Annotated in this window: 13 protein-coding genes; 5 read left to right on the forward strand and 8 right to left on the reverse strand. The window is 61.8% G+C overall.

Translation table 11 applies throughout. The features are described from left to right. Positions 1-179: 179 nt before the first annotated feature. The 4 genes from mmsA to CXQ94_RS14550 all read left to right on the forward strand — a co-directional run bounded on the left by mmsA (position 180) and on the right by CXQ94_RS14550 (position 5,387). Entirely contained in the window at positions 180-1,724 is a 1,545-nt protein-coding gene (mmsA, locus tag CXQ94_RS14535) for a multiple monosaccharide ABC transporter ATP-binding protein (RefSeq protein WP_104091280.1), read from the forward strand. 27 nt (positions 1,725-1,751) lie between these two features. After that, a complete protein-coding gene (mmsB, locus tag CXQ94_RS14540) occupies positions 1,752-3,020 on the forward strand; it encodes a multiple monosaccharide ABC transporter permease (RefSeq protein ID WP_104091281.1) in 1,269 nt (422 codons plus the stop codon). 52 nt (positions 3,021-3,072) lie between these two features. Continuing rightward, complete coding sequence (locus CXQ94_RS14545; protein WP_104091282.1) at positions 3,073-4,170, forward strand: sugar-binding protein; 1,098 nt, start codon at positions 3,073-3,075, stop codon at positions 4,168-4,170. Positions 4,171-4,289: 119 nt separating this feature from the next. Further along, positions 4,290-5,387: a Gfo/Idh/MocA family protein gene (locus CXQ94_RS14550; RefSeq protein ID WP_104091283.1), complete on the forward strand. Its 1,098-nt coding sequence runs from the start codon at positions 4,290-4,292 to the stop codon at positions 5,385-5,387. A gap of 230 nt (positions 5,388-5,617) precedes the next feature. Here CXQ94_RS14550 and CXQ94_RS14555 read toward each other — a convergent pair whose 3' ends face one another. From CXQ94_RS14555 to purH, 7 genes are all read right to left on the reverse strand, one after another. Next, a complete protein-coding gene (locus CXQ94_RS14555; RefSeq protein ID WP_368665582.1) occupies positions 5,618-6,325 on the reverse strand; it encodes an ABC transporter ATP-binding protein in 708 nt (235 codons plus the stop codon). Continuing rightward, the gene (locus CXQ94_RS14560; RefSeq protein ID WP_104091285.1) at positions 6,318-7,220 is read right to left on the reverse strand and encodes an ABC transporter ATP-binding protein; all 903 of its coding nucleotides are present in this window, start codon (positions 7,218-7,220) and stop codon (positions 6,318-6,320) included. The genes CXQ94_RS14555 and CXQ94_RS14560 overlap by 8 nt, the downstream gene beginning before the upstream one ends. A gap of 2 nt (positions 7,221-7,222) precedes the next feature. Continuing rightward, entirely contained in the window at positions 7,223-8,428 is a 1,206-nt protein-coding gene (locus tag CXQ94_RS14565) for a branched-chain amino acid ABC transporter permease (RefSeq protein ID WP_104091286.1), read from the reverse strand. After that, complete coding sequence (locus CXQ94_RS14570; protein WP_104091287.1) at positions 8,425-9,432, reverse strand: branched-chain amino acid ABC transporter permease; 1,008 nt, start codon at positions 9,430-9,432, stop codon at positions 8,425-8,427. The genes CXQ94_RS14565 and CXQ94_RS14570 overlap by 4 nt, the downstream gene beginning before the upstream one ends. 138 nt (positions 9,433-9,570) lie before the next feature. Next, a complete protein-coding gene (locus tag CXQ94_RS14575) occupies positions 9,571-10,785 on the reverse strand; it encodes a branched-chain amino acid ABC transporter substrate-binding protein (RefSeq protein ID WP_258067094.1) in 1,215 nt (404 codons plus the stop codon). 251 nt (positions 10,786-11,036) lie between these two features. After that, a complete protein-coding gene (locus tag CXQ94_RS14580; RefSeq protein WP_104091289.1) occupies positions 11,037-13,253 on the reverse strand; it encodes an NADP-dependent isocitrate dehydrogenase in 2,217 nt (738 codons plus the stop codon). 402 nt (positions 13,254-13,655) lie between these two features. Then, positions 13,656-15,326 carry a bifunctional phosphoribosylaminoimidazolecarboxamide formyltransferase/IMP cyclohydrolase gene (gene purH / locus CXQ94_RS14585; protein ID WP_258067095.1) on the reverse strand — a complete coding sequence of 557 codons (1,671 nt, stop codon included), beginning with the start codon at positions 15,324-15,326 and terminating at the stop codon, positions 13,656-13,658. Positions 15,327-15,403: 77 nt separating this feature from the next. On the opposite strand from purH, the gene CXQ94_RS14590 reads away from it, so the two are divergent. Further along, entirely contained in the window at positions 15,404-17,002 is a 1,599-nt protein-coding gene (locus tag CXQ94_RS14590) for a glycoside hydrolase family 3 protein (protein ID WP_104091291.1), read from the forward strand. Between the two features lie 98 nt (positions 17,003-17,100). On the opposite strand, the gene CXQ94_RS14595 is transcribed toward CXQ94_RS14590, so the two are convergent. Beyond that, positions 17,101-17,976: a MurR/RpiR family transcriptional regulator gene (locus CXQ94_RS14595; RefSeq protein WP_104091292.1), complete on the reverse strand. Its 876-nt coding sequence runs from the start codon at positions 17,974-17,976 to the stop codon at positions 17,101-17,103. Positions 17,977-18,247 lie beyond the last annotated feature (271 nt).

Below are 18,247 nucleotides of genomic sequence, written 5' to 3' on the forward strand. Positions count from 1 at the left end.
TCGTAGCGTTAAAGACTTGACCGCAAGGAGGTGATCGGGATAACTTTCTTCAGTACCAGTCACTTTTGGTACATCCGTGAAAGCGAATTTTCTTCACGGGCAAGGTAAAACCCCGGGCGCCCGGATTGGGCGTTGGCGGGGTACAGACAAAGAAGTCAGTTGTGGAAGGCGTAAGCATTATGGTGTCCGCGAACCCAGTCATTCTCGAGATGCGATCCATCACGAAGGAGTTCCCCGGGGTCAAAGCCCTCTCCGAGGTTTCCATCACAGTCCGCGCCAGCGAGATCCACTCCATCTGTGGCGAGAATGGCGCCGGCAAGTCAACGCTCATGAAGGTCCTCTCGGGCGTCTACCCGTTCGGCAGCTACGAAGGCGACATCGTCTTTCAAAACGAGGTCTGCCAGTTCAAGGACATTCGCGCCAGCGAGAACGCCGGGATCGTGATCATCCACCAGGAACTCGCACTCATTCCCGAACTGTCCATCACCGAGAACATCTTCCTCGGCAACGAACCCACCAAATTTGGCATCATCAACTGGACCGAAGCCCGCATGCGGACCCTGGAGCTGATGGCCCGTGTAGGTTTGTCCGAGGACCCCGACACCCCGGTGAAGGAAATCGGCGTCGGCAAGCAGCAGCTCGTGGAAATCGCCAAGGCCCTGAACAAGTCGGTAAAACTGCTCATCCTCGATGAACCGACAGCGGCCCTGAACGAATCCGATTCCCAGCACCTTCTGGACCTGATCAGGGGGCTGAAGAGCAAGGGCATCAGCTGCATCATGATCTCCCACAAGCTCAACGAAATCGAGCAGGTCTCCGATTCCATCACCATCATCAGGGATGGCAAGTCCATCGAGACCCTTGATGTAAAGGCCGACGGCGTCGACGAGGACCGGATCATCAAGGGCATGGTTGGCCGAACCTTGGAGTCCAGGTTCCCCGATCACACCCCCACCATTGGTGAAGTCTTCTTCGAGGTCAACGACTGGACCGTGGCCCACCCGCAGATCGCCGACCGCCTGGTGTGCAAGAACTCAAGCTTCAACGTTCGCCGCGGCGAGATCGTCGGCTTTGCCGGTTTGATGGGTGCCGGACGCACCGAACTTGCACGCTCCCTCTTCGGCCGCTCCTACGGCAACTTCGTCTCCGGGCAGATCATCAAGGACGGCAAGGAGATCACTCTCCGCAACGTCCCGCAGGCCATCAAGCACGGCCTTGGCTACGTCACCGAGGACCGCAAGACGCTGGGCCTGAACCTTCTGGATGACATCAAGACCACCACTGTCTCGGCCAACCTGGCCGCCATTTCCAAGCACACAGTGGTCGATCTTGACAAGGAATATTCTGTCGCCGAGAACTACCGCAAGCAGTTGCGAACCAAAACCCCCAGCGTAGATGAGGGCGTGTCGAAGCTGTCCGGTGGAAACCAGCAGAAAGTGGTGCTGGCCAAGTGGATGTTTACAGACCCTGACCTGCTCATTCTGGATGAACCCACACGCGGCATCGACGTTGGTGCCAAGTATGAGATCTACGGAATCATCCAGGAACTGGCCAACCAGGGGAAGGGCGTCATCGTCATCTCCTCGGAATTGCCCGAACTGCTCGGCATTTCCGATCGCATCTACACAATCTTTGAGGGTGCCATCACCGGCGTCCTGAACAAAAATGAAGCCAGCCAGGAGGCGTTGATGAAACGCATGACCGCTGCCAAGACCTCTGCCTAGATCAAGGGAAGAAACAGGACACACACCATGAACGCCATCAAACAACTCTTCGGCGGCAACACCCGCCAATTCGGCATGATCTTTGCCCTCCTGGCCCTGGTCGTCTTCTTCCAGGTCAAAACTGACGGGCTGATTCTCACCCCGGACAACATGATCAACTTGGTCAACGGCTACTCCTACATTCTGATCCTGGCCATCGGCATGGTGCTTGTCATCATCGCCGGCCACATTGACCTCTCGGTGGGTTCCGTCGCCGCTTTCGTGGGCATCGTCGTCGCCCTCACCATGCGTGACTGGGGCCTGCCCTGGTACATGGGAATCCTGGTGGGCTTGATATTGGGTGCACTCATCGGGGCCTGGCAGGGCTTCTTCGTCGCCTATGTGGGTATCCCGGCGTTCATCGTCACACTGGCTGGCATGCTGCTCTTCCGCGGCGCCAACCAGCTGTTCGGCAAGTCCCTGACCATCCCGGTGCCGACAGATTTCCAGTTCATCGGTGCCGGCTACCTTCCCGAGATCGGCCCGGACACTGGCTACAACAACCTGACACTGCTGATCGGTTTCGTGGGTGTCGCCGCACTTATCTGGGGTGAGGTGCGCGGCCGTCGCAAGGCCCAGGCACTGGGCTCGGACGTCAAGCCGATGTGGGTTTCTGTCGTCAAGCTGGTTGTTCTCTGCGCCGTCATCCTCTACGTCACCTACCTCTTCGCCACCGGACGCCCCGGCACCTCCTTCCCGGTTCCGGGAATCATCCTGGGTGTGCTGGTGCTGGTGTACGGCTTCATTTCCTCCCGCACCACCATCGGCCGCCACGTTTACGCAGTGGGTGGCAACCGCCACGCCGCGGCGCTCTCCGGCGTCAAGAGCAAGCGCACCGACTTCCTTGTCATCATGAACATGGCCATCCTGGCCGGTCTGGCCGGCATGATCTTCGTGGCCCGCTCCAACGCTTCAGGCCCGTCCGACGGCGTCGGCTGGGAACTGGACGCCATCGCTGCCGTATTCATCGGTGGCGCCGCAGTTACCGGCGGCGTGGGCACCGTGATGGGCTCCATGATCGGTGGTCTGGTGATGGCGGTGCTCAACAACGGCCTCCAGCTGCTGGGCGTCGGCTCCGACTGGACGCAGATCATCAAGGGCCTGGTCCTGCTTGCCGCCGTCGTCTTCGACGTCTACAACAAGAACCAGGGCAAGCCGTCCTTCATCGGCTTCATGACAAAGAAGCTTGGCGGGAAAGACAATACGGGGCTGGAAGTTGCCATGCCCCTCAAAGACACCGTCAAGGCTGATTCCTAAAACTTTCTCTTCTGTGTATCACTTCGAAACAATCCAAAAGAAAGCGAAACCCATGTTGAAACTCAACAAGACTGTCAAGTCGATGGCCGTTATCCTGGCTGTGTCCTCCCTGGCACTCACCGGTTGTGGCCGCGCCGAGACCCCCGCAGCATCATCTGGTGCAGCAGCAGGCTTCGATGCGAATTCACTCATTGGTGTGGCTCTGCCGCAGAAGACCAGTGAAAACTGGGTACTTGCAGAAAGCCTCTTCAACGACGGTCTGAAGACTGCCGGCTTCAAGGCCGATGTTCAGTTCGCCAATGGCGGCGTCTCCGAGCAGCAGAACCAGATCAGCGCCATGGTTACCAAGGGTGCCAAGGTCATCATCATTGGTGCCATTGATGGCGCCCAGCTGGGAACCCAGCTCAAGCAGGCCAAGGATGCCGGCGCCACCGTCATCGCCTACGACCGCTTGCTGATGAACACCCCCGACGTCGACTACTACGTGGCTTACGACAACTTCAAGGTTGGCGAGCTCCAGGGCCAGGCCCTGTTGGACGGCATGAAGGCGAAGAAGCCCACAGGCCCTTACAACATCGAACTCTTCGCCGGCTCCCCCGATGACGCCAACGCCAAGGTATTCTTTGACGGCGCCATGAAGGTTCTCCAGCCCAAGATCGACGACGGCACCGTGAAGATCGTTTCCGGCCAGAAGTCCTTCGAGCAGGCAGTAACCCAGGGCTGGAAGGCAGAAAACGCCCAGAAGCGCATGGACTCCCTCCTGGTTGGTAGCTACAGCAGCACCGAGCTGGATGGCGTGCTTTCCCCGAACGACACCCTGGCCCGCGCCATCATCACCTCGGTCAAGGCTGCAGGAAAGCCTGTCCCGATCGTGACCGGTCAGGATGCAGAAGTTGAGTCGGTCAAGTCCATCATGGCCGGGGAGCAGTACTCCACGATCAACAAGGACACCACCGCGCTGGTCAACCACGCCATCCAGATGGCCAAGGACCTGCAGGCTGGCAAGACCCCCGAGATCAACGACCCCACCTCCTACAACAACGGTGTAAAGGTTGTTCCGGCATACCTGCTGGTTCCGCAGATCGTCACCAAGGCCAACGCCGCTGAGCAGTTCGCCAACGACAAGGTCCTGGGCCCGCTGACCAAGTAGTCCAGCACCCAAGGCTGTCTAACAGCGCAAAGGCCCCGTCCGGCGTCGTTCATCACGACGCCGGACGGGGCCTTTGTCATGTTCGCCTCAGTCGACTGCGTTGCTGGCAGAATTGGCCCATGACCACTCCACGTTTTGTCGGCCGTCCCGACTGGTACACCACGTTCAACCCCGAAACCCTCGCGGCCACCGGTACGCCGCTGCGCTGGGGTGTTGTCGCCACAGGCAATATTGCACGAACTGTCACCGCCGACATTGCGTTGTTGGAGGACGCCATCTTGCATGCGGTGAGCTCGCGAAGTGAGTCAAGTGCCGCCGCCTTTGCCGCGGATTTTGGCTTCTCCACCTTCTACTACGACGGCGGTCCCACGGGCTCCGGTCCCTTGGCCTACCTTCAGCTGGTTCAGGACCCCGCCGTGGACGTGGTCTACATCGCCACACCCCACGCCCAGCACTACGACATTGCCAAGGCCGCCCTGGAAGCTGGGAAGCACGTATTGTGCGAGAAGGCGCTGACCATCACCGCCGCCGAGACCCGGGCCCTCATTGCCCTGGCCCGGGCCAAGAACTTGTTCCTCATGGAAGCGGTCTGGGCGCGATTTGTGCCCGGCTTCCAGCGTGCCCTGGAGATCATCGCGGCCGGGGAAATTGGCGAGGTCCAGTGGGTCCGTGCCGATCTTGGATTCCCGGCCCCCCTGGATGACAGTGCGCGCATCTGGGCGCCTGCCGACGGCGGCGGCGCACTCCTGGACATCTCCGTCTACCCGCTCCTGTGGGCCTGGGCAACGTTGGGGAAGCCTGCCGCGGTGGCCGCCACCGGCGCGCTCACGGCACTCGGGGTGGACAGTCAGAACACGCTCACGCTCAGCTACGATTCCGGCGCACAAGCCCAGCTGATCAGCTACCTCATCGCTCAAGGCCCACGCGTGGCAACCATTGCCGGAACCAAGGGCTACATTGAAACGCTGGGCTCTGTCAACAACCCCCAGGGGCTGCGCATTTCGGTGGGTTGGGATAGTGAGCGCACCGAGGAGTTCTCACATCCAGGCCGCGGCTACACCTACCAGCTTCGCGAGGTCACCCGCTGCATTCAGGCCGGGCTGACCGAGAGCACCACCATGCCGCTGGATGACACCCTGGCCATCATGGAACTCTTCGACGAGGCCCGCCGCCAAATGGGAATCACCTACCCCAACGACGCCCGCACGGACCTCTAGCGCACAGTGCTCCACCGGTGGCGGGGCTGGCATTTTTCCGTCGACTATCCGACCGACGGCCGCGGGCGGCCTTACGGTCTCCTTTACGTCGCCTACAAAAAACGCCGGCCCCGCCACCTCAAGGGGCCTTCATGCGCGACGTACGTGCCTGAGCGGAGCGGAATTGGGGGCTGGCGGCGCGGTGCGGGCACCAGCCCCCAAATCCGTGCAGCTCAGGGCAGCTCAGCGGGCTAGCCTACGCCCAGGTACGCTTCCTTGATGGCCGGGTTGGCCAGGAGTTCCTTGCCGGTGCCGCTGTGGGTGATTTCGCCGGTCTCCAGCACAAAACCCCTGTTGGCCCGGGCCAGGGCCTGGTTGGCATTTTGTTCCACTAGCAGGACAGTGGTGCCCTGCCCGTTGATTTCGGTGATGATCTTGAAGATCTGCCGGATGAACTGCGGGGCCAACCCCATAGAGGGTTCATCCAGCAGCAGCAGCTTGGGCCGGGACATCAGGGCACGCCCGATGGCAAGCATTTGCTGCTCGCCACCGCTCATGGTCCCGCCGTACTGCTTCTCACGTTCCTTCAGCCGAGGGAATAGGGTGAACACGCGTTCCAGGTCCTCCGGAACACCGTTTCTGTCCTTGCGGCCAAAGGTGCCCATGTCCAGGTTCTCCAGAACCGTCATGGCAGGAAAGATGCCGCGCCCTTCCGGGGCCTGGGAGATCCCCTGGACCACGCGGATGTGCGCCTTCATTTTCGTGATGTCCTCGCCCATGAACTTGATGGTTCCGTGCGAGGGGTTCAGCAGCCCTGAGATGGTCTTCATGGTGGTGGTCTTGCCGGCACCATTGGCCCCGATCAGGGACACAATTTCGCCTTCCTCCACCGTGAAGGACATGTTGTGAATGGCCTGGATCCGACCGTAGTGGACCGAAACGTCGTTCAACTCAAGCAAAGTCATCTTCAGGCTCCCCTAGGTAGGCGGAAATGACCTTCGGGTCTTCCCTAATCACATGCGGTACGTCATCGGCAATCTTCTTACCGAACTCCAACACCACAATCCGGTCCGTGACTCCCATGACCAGTTTCATGTCGTGCTCGATCAAAAGCACCGTGTACCCGTCGTCTCGAATGGTGCGGATGAGCGCCATGAGCTCTTCCTTCTCCGCCGGGTTGAACCCTGCCGCCGGCTCATCGAGGCACAGCAGCTTGGGATCGGTGGCCAAGGCGCGGGCAATCTCCAGACGCCGCTGGCTGCCATAGGACAGGTTGCGGGCCAGCGAGCCAGCGTCCTGGGCAATCCCAACAAACTCCAACAGGGCCATGCCGCGTTCGATCGCAGCCTTTTCCTCACGGATATGGCGCGGGAGCCGCAACAATGCACCGATCACCGAGGTCTTGTTGCGGGCGTCAAGACCCACCACAACATTCTCCAGGGCCGTCATCTCACCAAATAGGCGGATGTTCTGGAAGGTCCGCGCCAGCCCCGCCCTGGTGATTTTGTGCTGCTTCATCCCGTTCAGGACGTGCCCCTCCAACATCACCTGCCCACTGGTGGGCTTGTACACGCCGGTCATGGCGTTGAAGCAGGTGGTTTTCCCTGCGCCGTTAGGGCCGATGAGCCCGAGGATTTCACCACGCTTAATGGTGAAGCTGACATTGTCCAATGCCACCAGCCCACCAAATTTGATGGTCAGGTTCTTCACCTCAACCAGCGCGTCACCGACGGCCACGTCGATCTCACGTTCCGGGGCGGCCGCCTCTGCCACAGCCTCGGAAACCGCAACGGCACCGGGTTCCGCCGCGGAAAAGTCCTCGGGGACGGGCACGTCTTCGCTATGTGCACCCATGGCTAGGCCTCCTTTTCGGTGACAGGCGCCGGTGCAATCGGTGCCGTTCTTCGCACCTTGGCGTACGCGATGTGCCCGTAGGCCAGAAGCCGCTGCCGGGCCGGAAGGAGGCCCTGCGAACGGTAGATCATGATGACAACCAGGGCAAGGCCGAAGATCAGGTACTTGTACTCGGCAATGGCCGTGAACCGTAGGGGAATGTAGGCCACCACGGCGCCACCCAAAACGGCACCGACTTTGTTGCCCGTTCCACCCAGCACGACGGCTGCGACGAACATGATGGAGGTGACGACGTCGAACTTTTGATTGTTGACAAAGCCCACCTGCCCGGCAAATAGTGCGCCAGCCATACCACCGACGCCGGCACCCATGGCAAACGCCCACACCTTGTATTTGAAGGTGGGTACGCCCATGGTCTCGGCGGCGTCCTCGTCCTCCCGGATGGCAATCCAGGAGCGGCCCACACGGCTGCGCTCAAGGTTTCCGGCGAGGAAGAGCACGATGATCAGGATTGTCAGTGCCAGCCAATACCAGGGCGTGCCGTTGGAATTGGCAAAGATGGGGATGCCATCGGGGCCCATCCCCGGCGGGCGGCCAACGTTTTGGAAACCCACCTGGCCCTTCATCGCGGGGATCAGGGTGGCCAGGATGCGGATGATCTCGCCAAATCCGAGCGTCACAATGGCCAGATAATCCCCGCGCAGGCGCAGGGTGGGGATGCCCAGGATCACCCCGACGCACAAGGCCACCAATATGGCCAGCGGGATGGTCCACAGGTACGGGATCTTGAAGAACGGTGAATCGGGGCTTGTCAGCATGGCTGCCGTGTAGGATCCGACGGCGAAAAACGCGATGTAGCCCAGGTCCAGCAGGCCCGCGTAGCCAATGACAATGTTCAGGCCCACGGCCGCCAATGCGTACACGGCCATGGAGAACAGTGCCAGTGGGAAGTCGTTACCGGGTTCGGTGGAGAGAATGGGCGGATTGATGACCGGAAGCAGGTAGGCGATCACCACAATGACAATAAGGTACAGCCACTGCTTTTGACGGGGCATGGCCCGCCATTTTTCGCTCCAGCGACCGAACCAGCCGGACTTTCGCACGGCGTCGGCACTGCCCCCGGGGATGTTCCCGGACGCCTGGCGGTCGGCCGCTGCCTGGCTGGCCTTTGCGCCGGGCAGTGGGGTGGGGCCATCTATTGTGCTCATGCCTTGCTCCTTCCCAGAGACGTGCCCAGGATGCCCTCGGGGCGAACCAGCAGAACCAGCACCAGCACCACGAACGCCACAACGTCAGTCCATTGTGAACTTCCTAGCAGGATCTGGCCATAGTTGCCGATCAGTCCCAGCAGCAGGCCACCGAGCAGGGCGCCGCGGACGTTGCCAATGCCGCCAAGGACGGCGGCGGCAAAAGCCTTGATACCCAGGATGAATCCGCCGTTGTACTGCACGCCGGAGGGGATCTTCATAACGTAGAACAGGGCGGCGGCTCCGGCGAGGACACCACCGATGATGAAGGTCGTGACAATGATCTTTTCCTTGTTCACACCCATCAACGTAGCCGTGTCGGGATCCTGGGCCACTGCCCGGATGCCGCGGCCTGTGCGGGAGCGGCGGATGAACTGATCCACCACCACCATCATGATGACAGCGGCCACCACAATGATGATCTGCTGTGAATCGATGATGGTGCCGAAGACCTCGAAGATGGGGGTCGGAATGAACATGGTCAGGGCCGGCTCAGGAAGCGGGCCCCGCCACAAGAAGATCAGGTACTGAATGGTGAAGGAGGCGCCGATAGCCGTGATCAAGTAAACGAGCCGGGGGGCGTTGCGTTTGCGCAATGGCCTATAGGCCAGCCGTTCCACGAGAAACGCGGTCAGGGCCGATGCCACAATGGCCGCAATGAGGGCCAGCAGCAGGTTCAAGATGATGGCACCAATGCCAAGGTTGGGGGCCGACGGGCCGAACCCCAGAAAGCTAAGGGTGAAGAAAACCGCGTAGCAGCCCATGATGAAAACTTCTGAGTGGGCGAAGTTGATCAAGTTCAGGACGCCGTAAACAAGTGTGTAGCCGAGGGCCACCAGCGCGTAGATGGCACCAAAGGTGAGGCCGTCGAAGGTGGCGCTCCAAAAGTTTTGCATGAGCGAGGGAACGTCGAAATTAATCCAGTCGCTGTCTGCCGGGAGTGCCGTCAGTACTGTAGAGAGCATCTGTACTTCCTGTTCCAGTCAGGCACGGAACGTCTCTGTCCCGCACCGGACTTGTTGAACGGATAAGTGGGCCATAACCACATAGATGCTGTGGAGCGCCATGATTTCGCGCTCCACAGCATCTAAGAGTTGCAAGGATTATCCGATGGCTCCGATGGGTACGATCTTGCCGTCCTTGACGCGGTAGCCGTAGACGGCCGGGGCCTGGAGCTCGCCCTTGTCGTCCCACTTGTAGTGCTTGCTCAAGCCTGATGCGTCGTAGTTCTTGACCCAGTCGAGCAGCTTGGCCCGGTCCTGGTTGCCCTTGTCAATGCCAGCAAGCATCACGGTGGCAGCGTCGTAACCTTCAATGGAGTAGGTTCCGGGCTGAGAGTTCGTCAACGCCGAGTAGGCCGATGCGAACGAGGGGATCAATTCACCCGGGATGCAGGGGCAGGTGAAGAACGCATTCGCGGATGCGTCACCGGCCTGCTTGATGAACTGGTCATCCTTGACACCATCAGGTCCAACAAAGGCGCCCTTGAATCCCTTAGCCACCAACTGCTGATCGAACGGTGCACCCTCGGCAAAGTAGCCCGAGTAGAACACGGCGTCGGCCTTGGAGTTCATGATCTTGGAAATCGTGGCCGAGAAGTCCTTCTGGCCGGTGGTGACCTTATCGGAGCCAATCAAGGCCGTGCCCAGGGCCGCCGTCGTGGTGGCACCCAGGCCGATTCCGTAGTCGGAGTCATCCTGGACCAGGTACACGTTCTTGGCACCGAGGGTCTTGGTCATGAACGTGGCAGCGGCCGGACCCTGAACAGCGTCATTACCCAAGCCACGGAAGAACGTGGTCCAACCGTTGGTGGTCAGTCCCGGGTTGGTTGCGGCCGGGGTGATGTGAACAAGTTTGACCTGCTCGAAGATGTTGCCTGTGGCCTTGGATTCACCGGAGAACGGCAGGCCGATCACGCCGATGATGTCATCTTCCTTGGTGGCCTGCGTTACCGGGCCGGTTGCCTTGGTGGGGTCACCTTCGGTGTCGAACTTCTTGAATGCCACCTGGCATCCGGGGTTCGACTTGTTGTGCTCGTTGATGGCGAGCTGAATACCGTTGAAAATATTGATGCCGAGCTGGGCGTTTGCACCCGTTTCTGCACCAATGTAAGCCAAGGTAGTGGTCGAGGGGCAGGTTGCCTTCCCATCACCGGCCGGCAGTACGGCGTCCTTGGGTGTTTCAATCGACGTCAGAACGGGAACGTCAAGGTTCAGGCCACCGCCTGCACCTGCACTGCTGGCACCAGGCGCGGCCGCCTGATTTGCGCAACCACCCAGGAGCAGGCCGAGGGTTGCAACGGTTGCAATCGTGGTCATTACTTTCTTACGATTCATAAAATTGCCTTCCAGACTAGGCTGCTGGCGTGGCCGGACGTCTTCGTCCCACCATCGCCATGCGCTTCACGAGATCTGACATTACTACCTGAAATGTGGCGTAGAACACATTTGCACGTAAAGATCTGGTAACAGCCTGATTGTTTCCGAGCAGAATGGGCTGCGGTGCCACCCTGCGGACACAAAAATGCCCGCCTCCTATCGGAGACGGGCATTCTTGTGGAGGTGCGCTATTACAGTGCGGCGATGACCTTGTTCAGGGTCGCTGACGGGCGCATGATGGCGGCTACCTTGGCCGCATCCGGGTGGTAGTAGCCGCCCAGGTCAACAGGGGAACCCTGGACTGCGGCGAGCTCGCCCACGATGACGTCCTCATTTGCGGTGAGTTCCTTGGCAACCGAGGCAAACGCCGCAGCCAGCTCGGCGTCGTCGTTCTGCGCTGCCAATTCCTGGGCCCAGAACTTGGCCAGGAAGAAGTGGCTGCCGCGGTTGTCGATCTCGCCGACCCTGCGCTTCGGGGACTTGTTCTCCAACAGGAACGTCCCGGTGGCGCGGTCCAGGGTGTCGGCAAGGATCTGCGCGCGGGCGTTGCCCTTGGTGACGGCAAGGTGCTCGAAGCTGACGGCCAGAGCCAGGAATTCGCCCAAGCTGTCCCAGCGCAGGTGGTTTTCCTTGACGAGCTGCTGGACGTGCTTCGGGGCGGAACCACCGGCGCCGGTCTCAAACAAGCCACCGCCAGCGATCAGCGGAACGATCGAGAGCATCTTGGCACTGGTGCCCAGTTCCAGGATCGGGAACAGGTCCGTGAGGTAGTCGCGGAGGACGTTGCCGGTGACGGAGATGGTGTCTTCGCCGCGGCGGATGCGCTCCAGGGTGAAGGCGGTTGCCTCCTCCGGGGACATGATGCGGATGTCCAGGCCCTCGGTGTCGTGGTCCTTGAGGTACTCGTTGACCTTGACGATCAAGTTGGAGTCGTGCGCGCGCGTCTTATCCAGCCAGAATACGGCGGGGGTGGCGGAGGCGCGGGCACGGGTGACGGCGAGCTTGACCCAGTCGCGGACGGGGATGTCCTTGACCTGGCAGGCGCGCCAGATGTCACCGGCGTCGACGTTGTGTTCGATCAGGACATCGCCGGCGCTGTTGACGATCTGGACGGTCCCGGATTCGCTGAGCTCGAACGTCTTGTCGTGGCTGCCGTATTCCTCGGCCGCCTGCGCCATGAGGCCAACGTTGGGGACTGTACCCATAGTGGTCGGATCGAAGGCGCCGTGCTTGCGGCAGTCATCGATGGTGACCTGGTAAACGCCGGCGTAGCTGCTGTCCGGGAGAACGGCCAGGGTGTCGGCCTCTGCGCCGTCAGGGCCCCACATGTGGCCGGAGGTGCGGATCATGGCGGGCATGGAAGCGTCAACGATCACGTCGGAAGGAACGTGCAGGTTGGTAATTCCCTTGTCGGAATCGACCATAGCCAGCGCCGGGCCTTCTTCGTAGCCCTTCTTGATGGCGGCTTCGACGCCTTCGCGAACGTCGGCGTCCAAGGCATCCAGACCGTTGAGGATGGAGGCCAGGCCGTTGGCCGGGCTCAGGCCGGCAGCGGCAAGTGCAGCACCGTAGTTGGCGAACAACTCGGGGAAGTAGGCCTTGACCACGTGGCCGAAGATGATGGGGTCCGAGACCTTCATCATGGTGGCCTTCAGGTGGGCGGAGAGCAGGATGCCCTCTTCCTTGGCGCGGGCAACCTGAGCTGCCAGGAACTCGTCCAGTGCGGCGGCACGCATGACAGTGCCGTCAACAACCTCGCCTGCCAGCACGGGGACGGATTCCTTGAGCACGGTGGTGATACCGTCGGCGGCTACGAACTGGATCTTGAGCTTGTCATCGGCTTCGATGACCACGGACTTCTCGTTGTGGCGGAAGTCGCCGTCGCTCATGGTGGCAACGTTGGTCTTGGAGTCAGCGGACCAGGCACCCATGGTGTGCGGGTTGGCACGGGCGTAGTTCTTCACCGACAGGGGCGCACGGCGGTCCGAGTTACCTTCGCGCAGAACCGGGTTCACGGCGCTGCCCTTGATCTTGTCGTAGCGGGCGCGAACGTCTTTTTCCTCGTCAGTGGAGGGATCATCCGGGTAGCTCGGAAGCGCGTAGCCCTGGCCCTGAAGTTCGGCGATGGCGGTCTTCAGCTGCGGGATGGAGGCGCTGATGTTGGGCAACTTGATGATGTTGGCGTCAGGGCTCTTGGCCAGTGCGCCAAGCTCAGCAAGTGCGTCCGCCATCCGCTGGTCCTCGGCGAGGTAGTCGCCGAAGACGGAGATGATGCGGGCAGCAAGCGAAATGTCGCGAGTCTCAATGTCAACGCCCGCCGTGGAAGCAAAGGCTTCAACGATCGGCAGGAGTGAGTACGTTGCCAGCATGGGGGCTTCGTCGGTGTGGGTGTAAATGATCTTTGCCATGGGTGAGGCGTCTCCTACGAAAAATCAACGGATATCTGCGCAACTGCTTTTGATTTCTTTCCCCCCTAACTTACCCGAGGGCGCGCGTTTGCCCGCTATCGGCGTCGTTGAGGTGACGCACCCTACGACGCCGTATCACCTTTGGCGCGTTTCCCAGCGACGCCGTATCACCTTTGGCGGGTTTCTCAGCGACGCCGTATCACCAGGTGATACGGCGTTCATCGATTAGGCCCCAAAGCTGATACCGCGTCGGCAAAAAGTCGACCAAAAGTGATCCGGCGTCTATACGCGGACGGCGGGCCACCTGTTGGTGACCCGCCGCGGAACTACAAAACGCCAACTTTTGGGCCCCCGCGCCCGAGGGCCCCGAGCCGAGGAACGAGGCTTGGGAGGGCGTGGGGATTAGTGGAAGAAGTGGCGGGCTCCCGTGAAGTACATCGTGACCCCGGCAGCGTTGGCCGCGGCAATGACCTCTTCGTCGCGGATGGAGCCACCCGGCTGAACCACGGCGCGGACGCCGGCGTTGAGCAGGATTTCCAGGCCGTCGGCGAACGGGAAGAACGCGTCGGATGCGGCAACGGAACCCACCGAGCGCTGCTCGGACACGGCTCCCTCGGCACCTGCTGCGCCACCGGCGGCATCGACGCTGGATTCAACGACAACGCCGAGGGTGTTGGCGCGCTCCACAGCCAGCTTGCAGGAGTCCACGCGGTTGACCTGGCCCATGCCGATGCCGACCGTGGCGCCGTGGTTGGCGAGCAGGATGGCGTTGGACTTGGCGGCGCGAACGGCAGTCCAGGCGAATTCGAGGTCCGCGAGCGTGGCGGCGTCGGCGGCCGGGCCTGCGGCAAGTGTCCAGTTGGCCGGGTTGTCGCCGTCGGCGTCAATGCGGTCGGACATTTGCACCAGCATGCCGCCGGAGACCTGGCGGACCTCGGCCGGGTAGCGGCCGTAGCCCTCGGGCAGGGCCAGCAGGCGGATGTTCTTCTTCGTGGACAAGATCTCCACGGCCTCCGGCTCAAAGTCGGGGGCGATGACAACCTCGGTGAAGATGTCCTTCACGGTGCGCGCCATGGCGGCCGTGACGGTGCGGTTGGCGGCGATGACTCCACCGTAGGCGGAGACGGGGTCGCAGGCGTGCGCTTTAAGGTGGGCGTCGGCGATTGCGTCGTCCGCGTCGGGTGATGCCACAGCCACGCCGCACGGGTTGGCGTGCTTGACGACGGCCACGGCGGGCTCGGCGAAGTCGAAGGCTGCGCGGAGGGCGGCGTCGGCGTCAACGAAGTTGTTGTAGCTCATGGCCTTGCCGTGCAGCTGGTCGGCCTGGGCAATGCCTGCCGGGGCTGCCTTGTCCACGTAGAGGGCAGCCTGCTGGTGCGGGTTTTCGCCGTAGCGCAAAACTTCCGAGCGCTCCAGGGAGTAGCCGGCGTAGGACGGCCAGTCGATGACGCCGTCGCCGTCAACGTCCAGGAACTGGGCGGAGGTCCAGGCGGCTACCGCGTTGTCGTACGCGGCGGTGTGGGCGAACGCGGCGGCGGCCAGACGCTGGCGGGCCACGAGCTCAAAACCGCCAGCGGCGGCTGCGGCAATAACTTCGCCGTACTTGGCCGGGTCCACGACCACGGCAACGGAGGGGTGGTTCTTGGCTGCGGCGCGCACCATGGACGGCCCACCAATGTCGATCTGCTCAACAACAGCGTCCTGGCTGGCACCGGAATTGACGGTGTCAACGAACGGGTACAGGTTCACCACGACGAGGTCGAAGGGCTCAACGTTCATCTCTTCGAGCTGGCGCACATGATCAGGCAGGCGGCGGTCGGCCAGGATGCCGGCGTGAACCAGCGGGTGCAGGGTCTTAACTCGGCCATCGAGGGCTTCAGGGAAACCGGTGACCTGCGAAACTTCGGTGACGGGGACGCCAGCCGCGGCAATCTTGGCGGCGGTGGAGCCGGTGGAAACGATGGCAACCCCGGCGGCGTGCAGACCGATAGCCAGCTCCTCCAGACCGGTTTTGTCGTAGACCGAGATCAAAGCACGGCGGATGGGAACACGGTTGAGAGGAACGCTGGTCACAGAAATTCTCCGTAGGGTGGCTCGTTGATGGCGACACATAAAGTTTAGGCCACTTTCACGACGGTAGGCTGTCCAGCATGACTTCTAGTGATCTCCCCCACTCCCCTGCCCCCGTTTCGTCTTCCGGCGCCTTGGCCGGGGACTCTGCGGAGGGCCTTCCAGCCGACCTCCCGCGCCTGGTCAACTCCGTCATTTGGCCAGGTTTTGTGGGTACTACGGTCCCCGCTTGGCTCGATGGCGCACTGCGCAACGGTCTGGCCGGTGTGGTCTATTTTGCGCACAACATCGATCCGTCCGTCCCGGAACAGGTGGGCGCACTTTCGACCGCCATCCGCACCGCCAACCCGGCCGCCGTCGTCGGCGTTGACGAGGAGGGCGGCAACGTCACCCGCCTCCAGGCGCGTGACGGATCCACGATCCCCGGTGCCGCCGCGCTTGGCGCCCTGGATGAGCTGACGACGACGGCTGCCGCGGGCCGCGCGATTGGCCGGCTTTGCCGGGCTGCCGGGGTCAACCTGACCATTGCGCCGGTGGCGGATGTGAACACCAACCCGTTGAACCCCGTCATTGGGGTGCGCGCCTTTGGCTCCTCCACAGCCCTGGTTAGCGCACATACTGCTGCCGCCGTGTCCGGGATTCAGGAACTGCGCGTGGGAGCCTGCGCCAAGCATTTCCCCGGCCATGGTGACACGGTGACGGATTCGCACATGGATGTGGCCCGCGTGGAGCTGACCATGGCACAGATGCGCGAACACCACCTGCCGCCGTTCCAGGCCGCGATCGACGCCGGTGTTGCGTCCATGATGAGCGCTCACATCATCATTCCCGAACTGGGCGAGACTCCGGCAACCCTGAATCCGCAGGTAGGGACGCTGCTGCGCGAGATGGGCTACGAGGGTCTGCTGATCACCGACGCCTTGGACATGGCCGCGGTGCGCGCAACCGTGGGCCCGGGCGAGGGCGCTGTTTTGGCGCTGCTGGCCGGCTCGGATCTGCTCTGCGTTGGCAATCCCCTCAATGCCTACACCACCGGCAGGGACGATGAAGCCTGCTACACCGAGGTGTATGACGCCGTGTACGACGCCGTTTCCTCCGGTCGCTTGCCCGTGTCCGTCTTGCGTCAGGCTGGAGCCCGGGTGGCAACGTTCGCTCAGTGGTCCCAGGGAGCACCCACCGCAGCCGCTGACTCCAGCGCCGAAGCCGATGCCGTCATCGACTGGGTGGACGTGGCCGCCCGCGCATGCAAAATCGCACAGGGTGCCGCCGCTGTGTCCGGGTATCTGGCCGATCTCGACGCCGTGGTCACCCTTGTGGACGCCCGTACCGGCCACAACATGGCCGCCGGTCCCACCGAAAACTTCCTGGCCACCGCACTACTGGATGAACATCAAGTCAGCACGTTGGGGGCGGCATCATTGCCGGCTCCGGAGCTGTCTGAACTCTTGGGCGCGGACTCATCACAGGGTGAACCCATCATTGTGATCGTCGATTCACTGTTGTCGCCGGAGCAGCAGGCCACCTTGGCCCTGGTGGCCCAGGCCGCGCCCAACGCCGTGTGCATCAACGCCGGTCTGGCCCCCGAGGCCGCCTCCACGGCTGGCGGCCTGACCACCATCCACTGCCATGGCTTCAGCCGTGTGGGTGCCGAGGCCGTAGTCCGGTTGCTCCAAGCCTGAGCTGCGAGCGAAGCTCCATACCAGCGCGTTGGGCCCACAACCTCGAGGGGCCCCAACAGAATTCGCGCCAGCGAATTCTGTTGGGGAGAGGTTGGGGACTAGATCCGGTTCTTGTGCCCAGGCCCTTGGATGGCCTGGTGGGTGGCTTCCAAGGCGTCGACGGCGACGGCGAAGCATTGCTGTGCCACACCAACGAACAGGCAGTCGACCACGGCTAGCTGGGAAATTCTCGAGGCCATGGCACCTGCCCGGAAGGGGGTTTCCCGGACTACCGTCAACAAATGCAGGCTGGCCTCTTTGGCCGCGGCGGAGCCGGGCGCGTTCGTGATGACAACTGTTGTGGCACCTTGATGGTTGGCAAGGCGCAGAAAATCGAGGACGGACGTTGTTGCTCCACCGTGGGAGAAGGCAATGGCCACGTCTTCCGGACCCATCAAGGATGCTCCCATGAGTGCATTGTCTGCGTTGGGGAAGGCGTTGGCGGCCAGCCCGATTCGAAAGAGTTTGTACCGGAGGTCTTCGGCGACCAGCGAGCCGGCGCCGACGCCGTAGATGTTGATGCGCCGTGCCGCCGCGATGAGATTCACGGCCTCTTGCAGCACTGCCAGGTCAAGGTTTTCGGTGGTCTCTTCGATCCCCATGGTTTCGGTAAACCTGATCCGGGCAACATTCTCGGCCATGGAGGATGCGGGGTTTATGTCGATCCCGAATTCCGGCTCGTTTTTTTCGTGGGATGCGCCCGCTTCACGTCCAAGTTCTGTTGCCAGGGCAAGGCGCAGCCCGGCATAGCCGGTAAATCCGATGGACCGGCAGAAACGAACCACGGAGGGGTCAGAGGTATTGCATAGTTGCGCAAGCTCGGAGATGGTGTGGTTCAGCACCACGGAGGGGTCGGCGATGATCACCGCCGCGACTCTGGCGGATGCTGGAGGTAGCGAAGTAAGTTTTGAGTGGATCGTGGACTGAATACTCACCGGGCCCGTCCTTTCAATGTGCGCCAACAATTCTGCCGGCAAATGCGTGGACCCGGGCTTTGCCTGAAGAATCCAGAGCCTGGGCTCTAGTGCACGGCAATCGCAGGGAATATACTCACAACATACAGACAGTTTTTCATTTACGAAATAGCAGTAAGAAATGTAAATAAATTACTAAATGGCATTCGCCAAGTTCCCCCCCCCCCCCCCCCCCCCCCCCCCCCCCCCCCCCCCCCCCCCCCCCCCCCCCCCCCCCCCCCCCCCCCCCCCC

The organism is Arthrobacter sp. GMC3 (assembly GCF_002929305.1).
Classification (GTDB): Bacteria; Actinomycetota; Actinomycetes; order Actinomycetales; family Micrococcaceae; genus Specibacter.

Excerpts from the sequence above, each read along its gene's own strand:
- mmsA (WP_104091280.1), top strand. The coding sequence starts at position 180 with ATGGTGTCCGCGAACCCAGTCATTCTCGAGATGCGATCCATCACGAAG.
- mmsB (WP_104091281.1), top strand. The coding sequence starts at position 1,752 with ATGAACGCCATCAAACAACTCTTCGGCGGCAACACCCGCCAATTCGGC.
- CXQ94_RS14545 (WP_104091282.1), top strand. The coding sequence starts at position 3,073 with ATGTTGAAACTCAACAAGACTGTCAAGTCGATGGCCGTTATCCTGGCT.
- CXQ94_RS14550 (WP_104091283.1), top strand. The coding sequence starts at position 4,290 with ATGACCACTCCACGTTTTGTCGGCCGTCCCGACTGGTACACCACGTTC.
- CXQ94_RS14560 (WP_104091285.1), bottom strand. The coding sequence starts at position 7,220 with ATGGGTGCACATAGCGAAGACGTGCCCGTCCCCGAGGACTTTTCCGCG.
- CXQ94_RS14565 (WP_104091286.1), bottom strand. The coding sequence starts at position 8,428 with ATGAGCACAATAGATGGCCCCACCCCACTGCCCGGCGCAAAGGCCAGC.
- CXQ94_RS14570 (WP_104091287.1), bottom strand. The coding sequence starts at position 9,432 with ATGCTCTCTACAGTACTGACGGCACTCCCGGCAGACAGCGACTGGATT.
- CXQ94_RS14575 (WP_258067094.1), bottom strand. The coding sequence starts at position 10,785 with ATGACCACGATTGCAACCGTTGCAACCCTCGGCCTGCTCCTGGGTGGT.
- CXQ94_RS14580 (WP_104091289.1), bottom strand. The coding sequence starts at position 13,253 with ATGGCAAAGATCATTTACACCCACACCGACGAAGCCCCCATGCTGGCA.
- CXQ94_RS14590 (WP_104091291.1), top strand. The coding sequence starts at position 15,404 with ATGACTTCTAGTGATCTCCCCCACTCCCCTGCCCCCGTTTCGTCTTCC.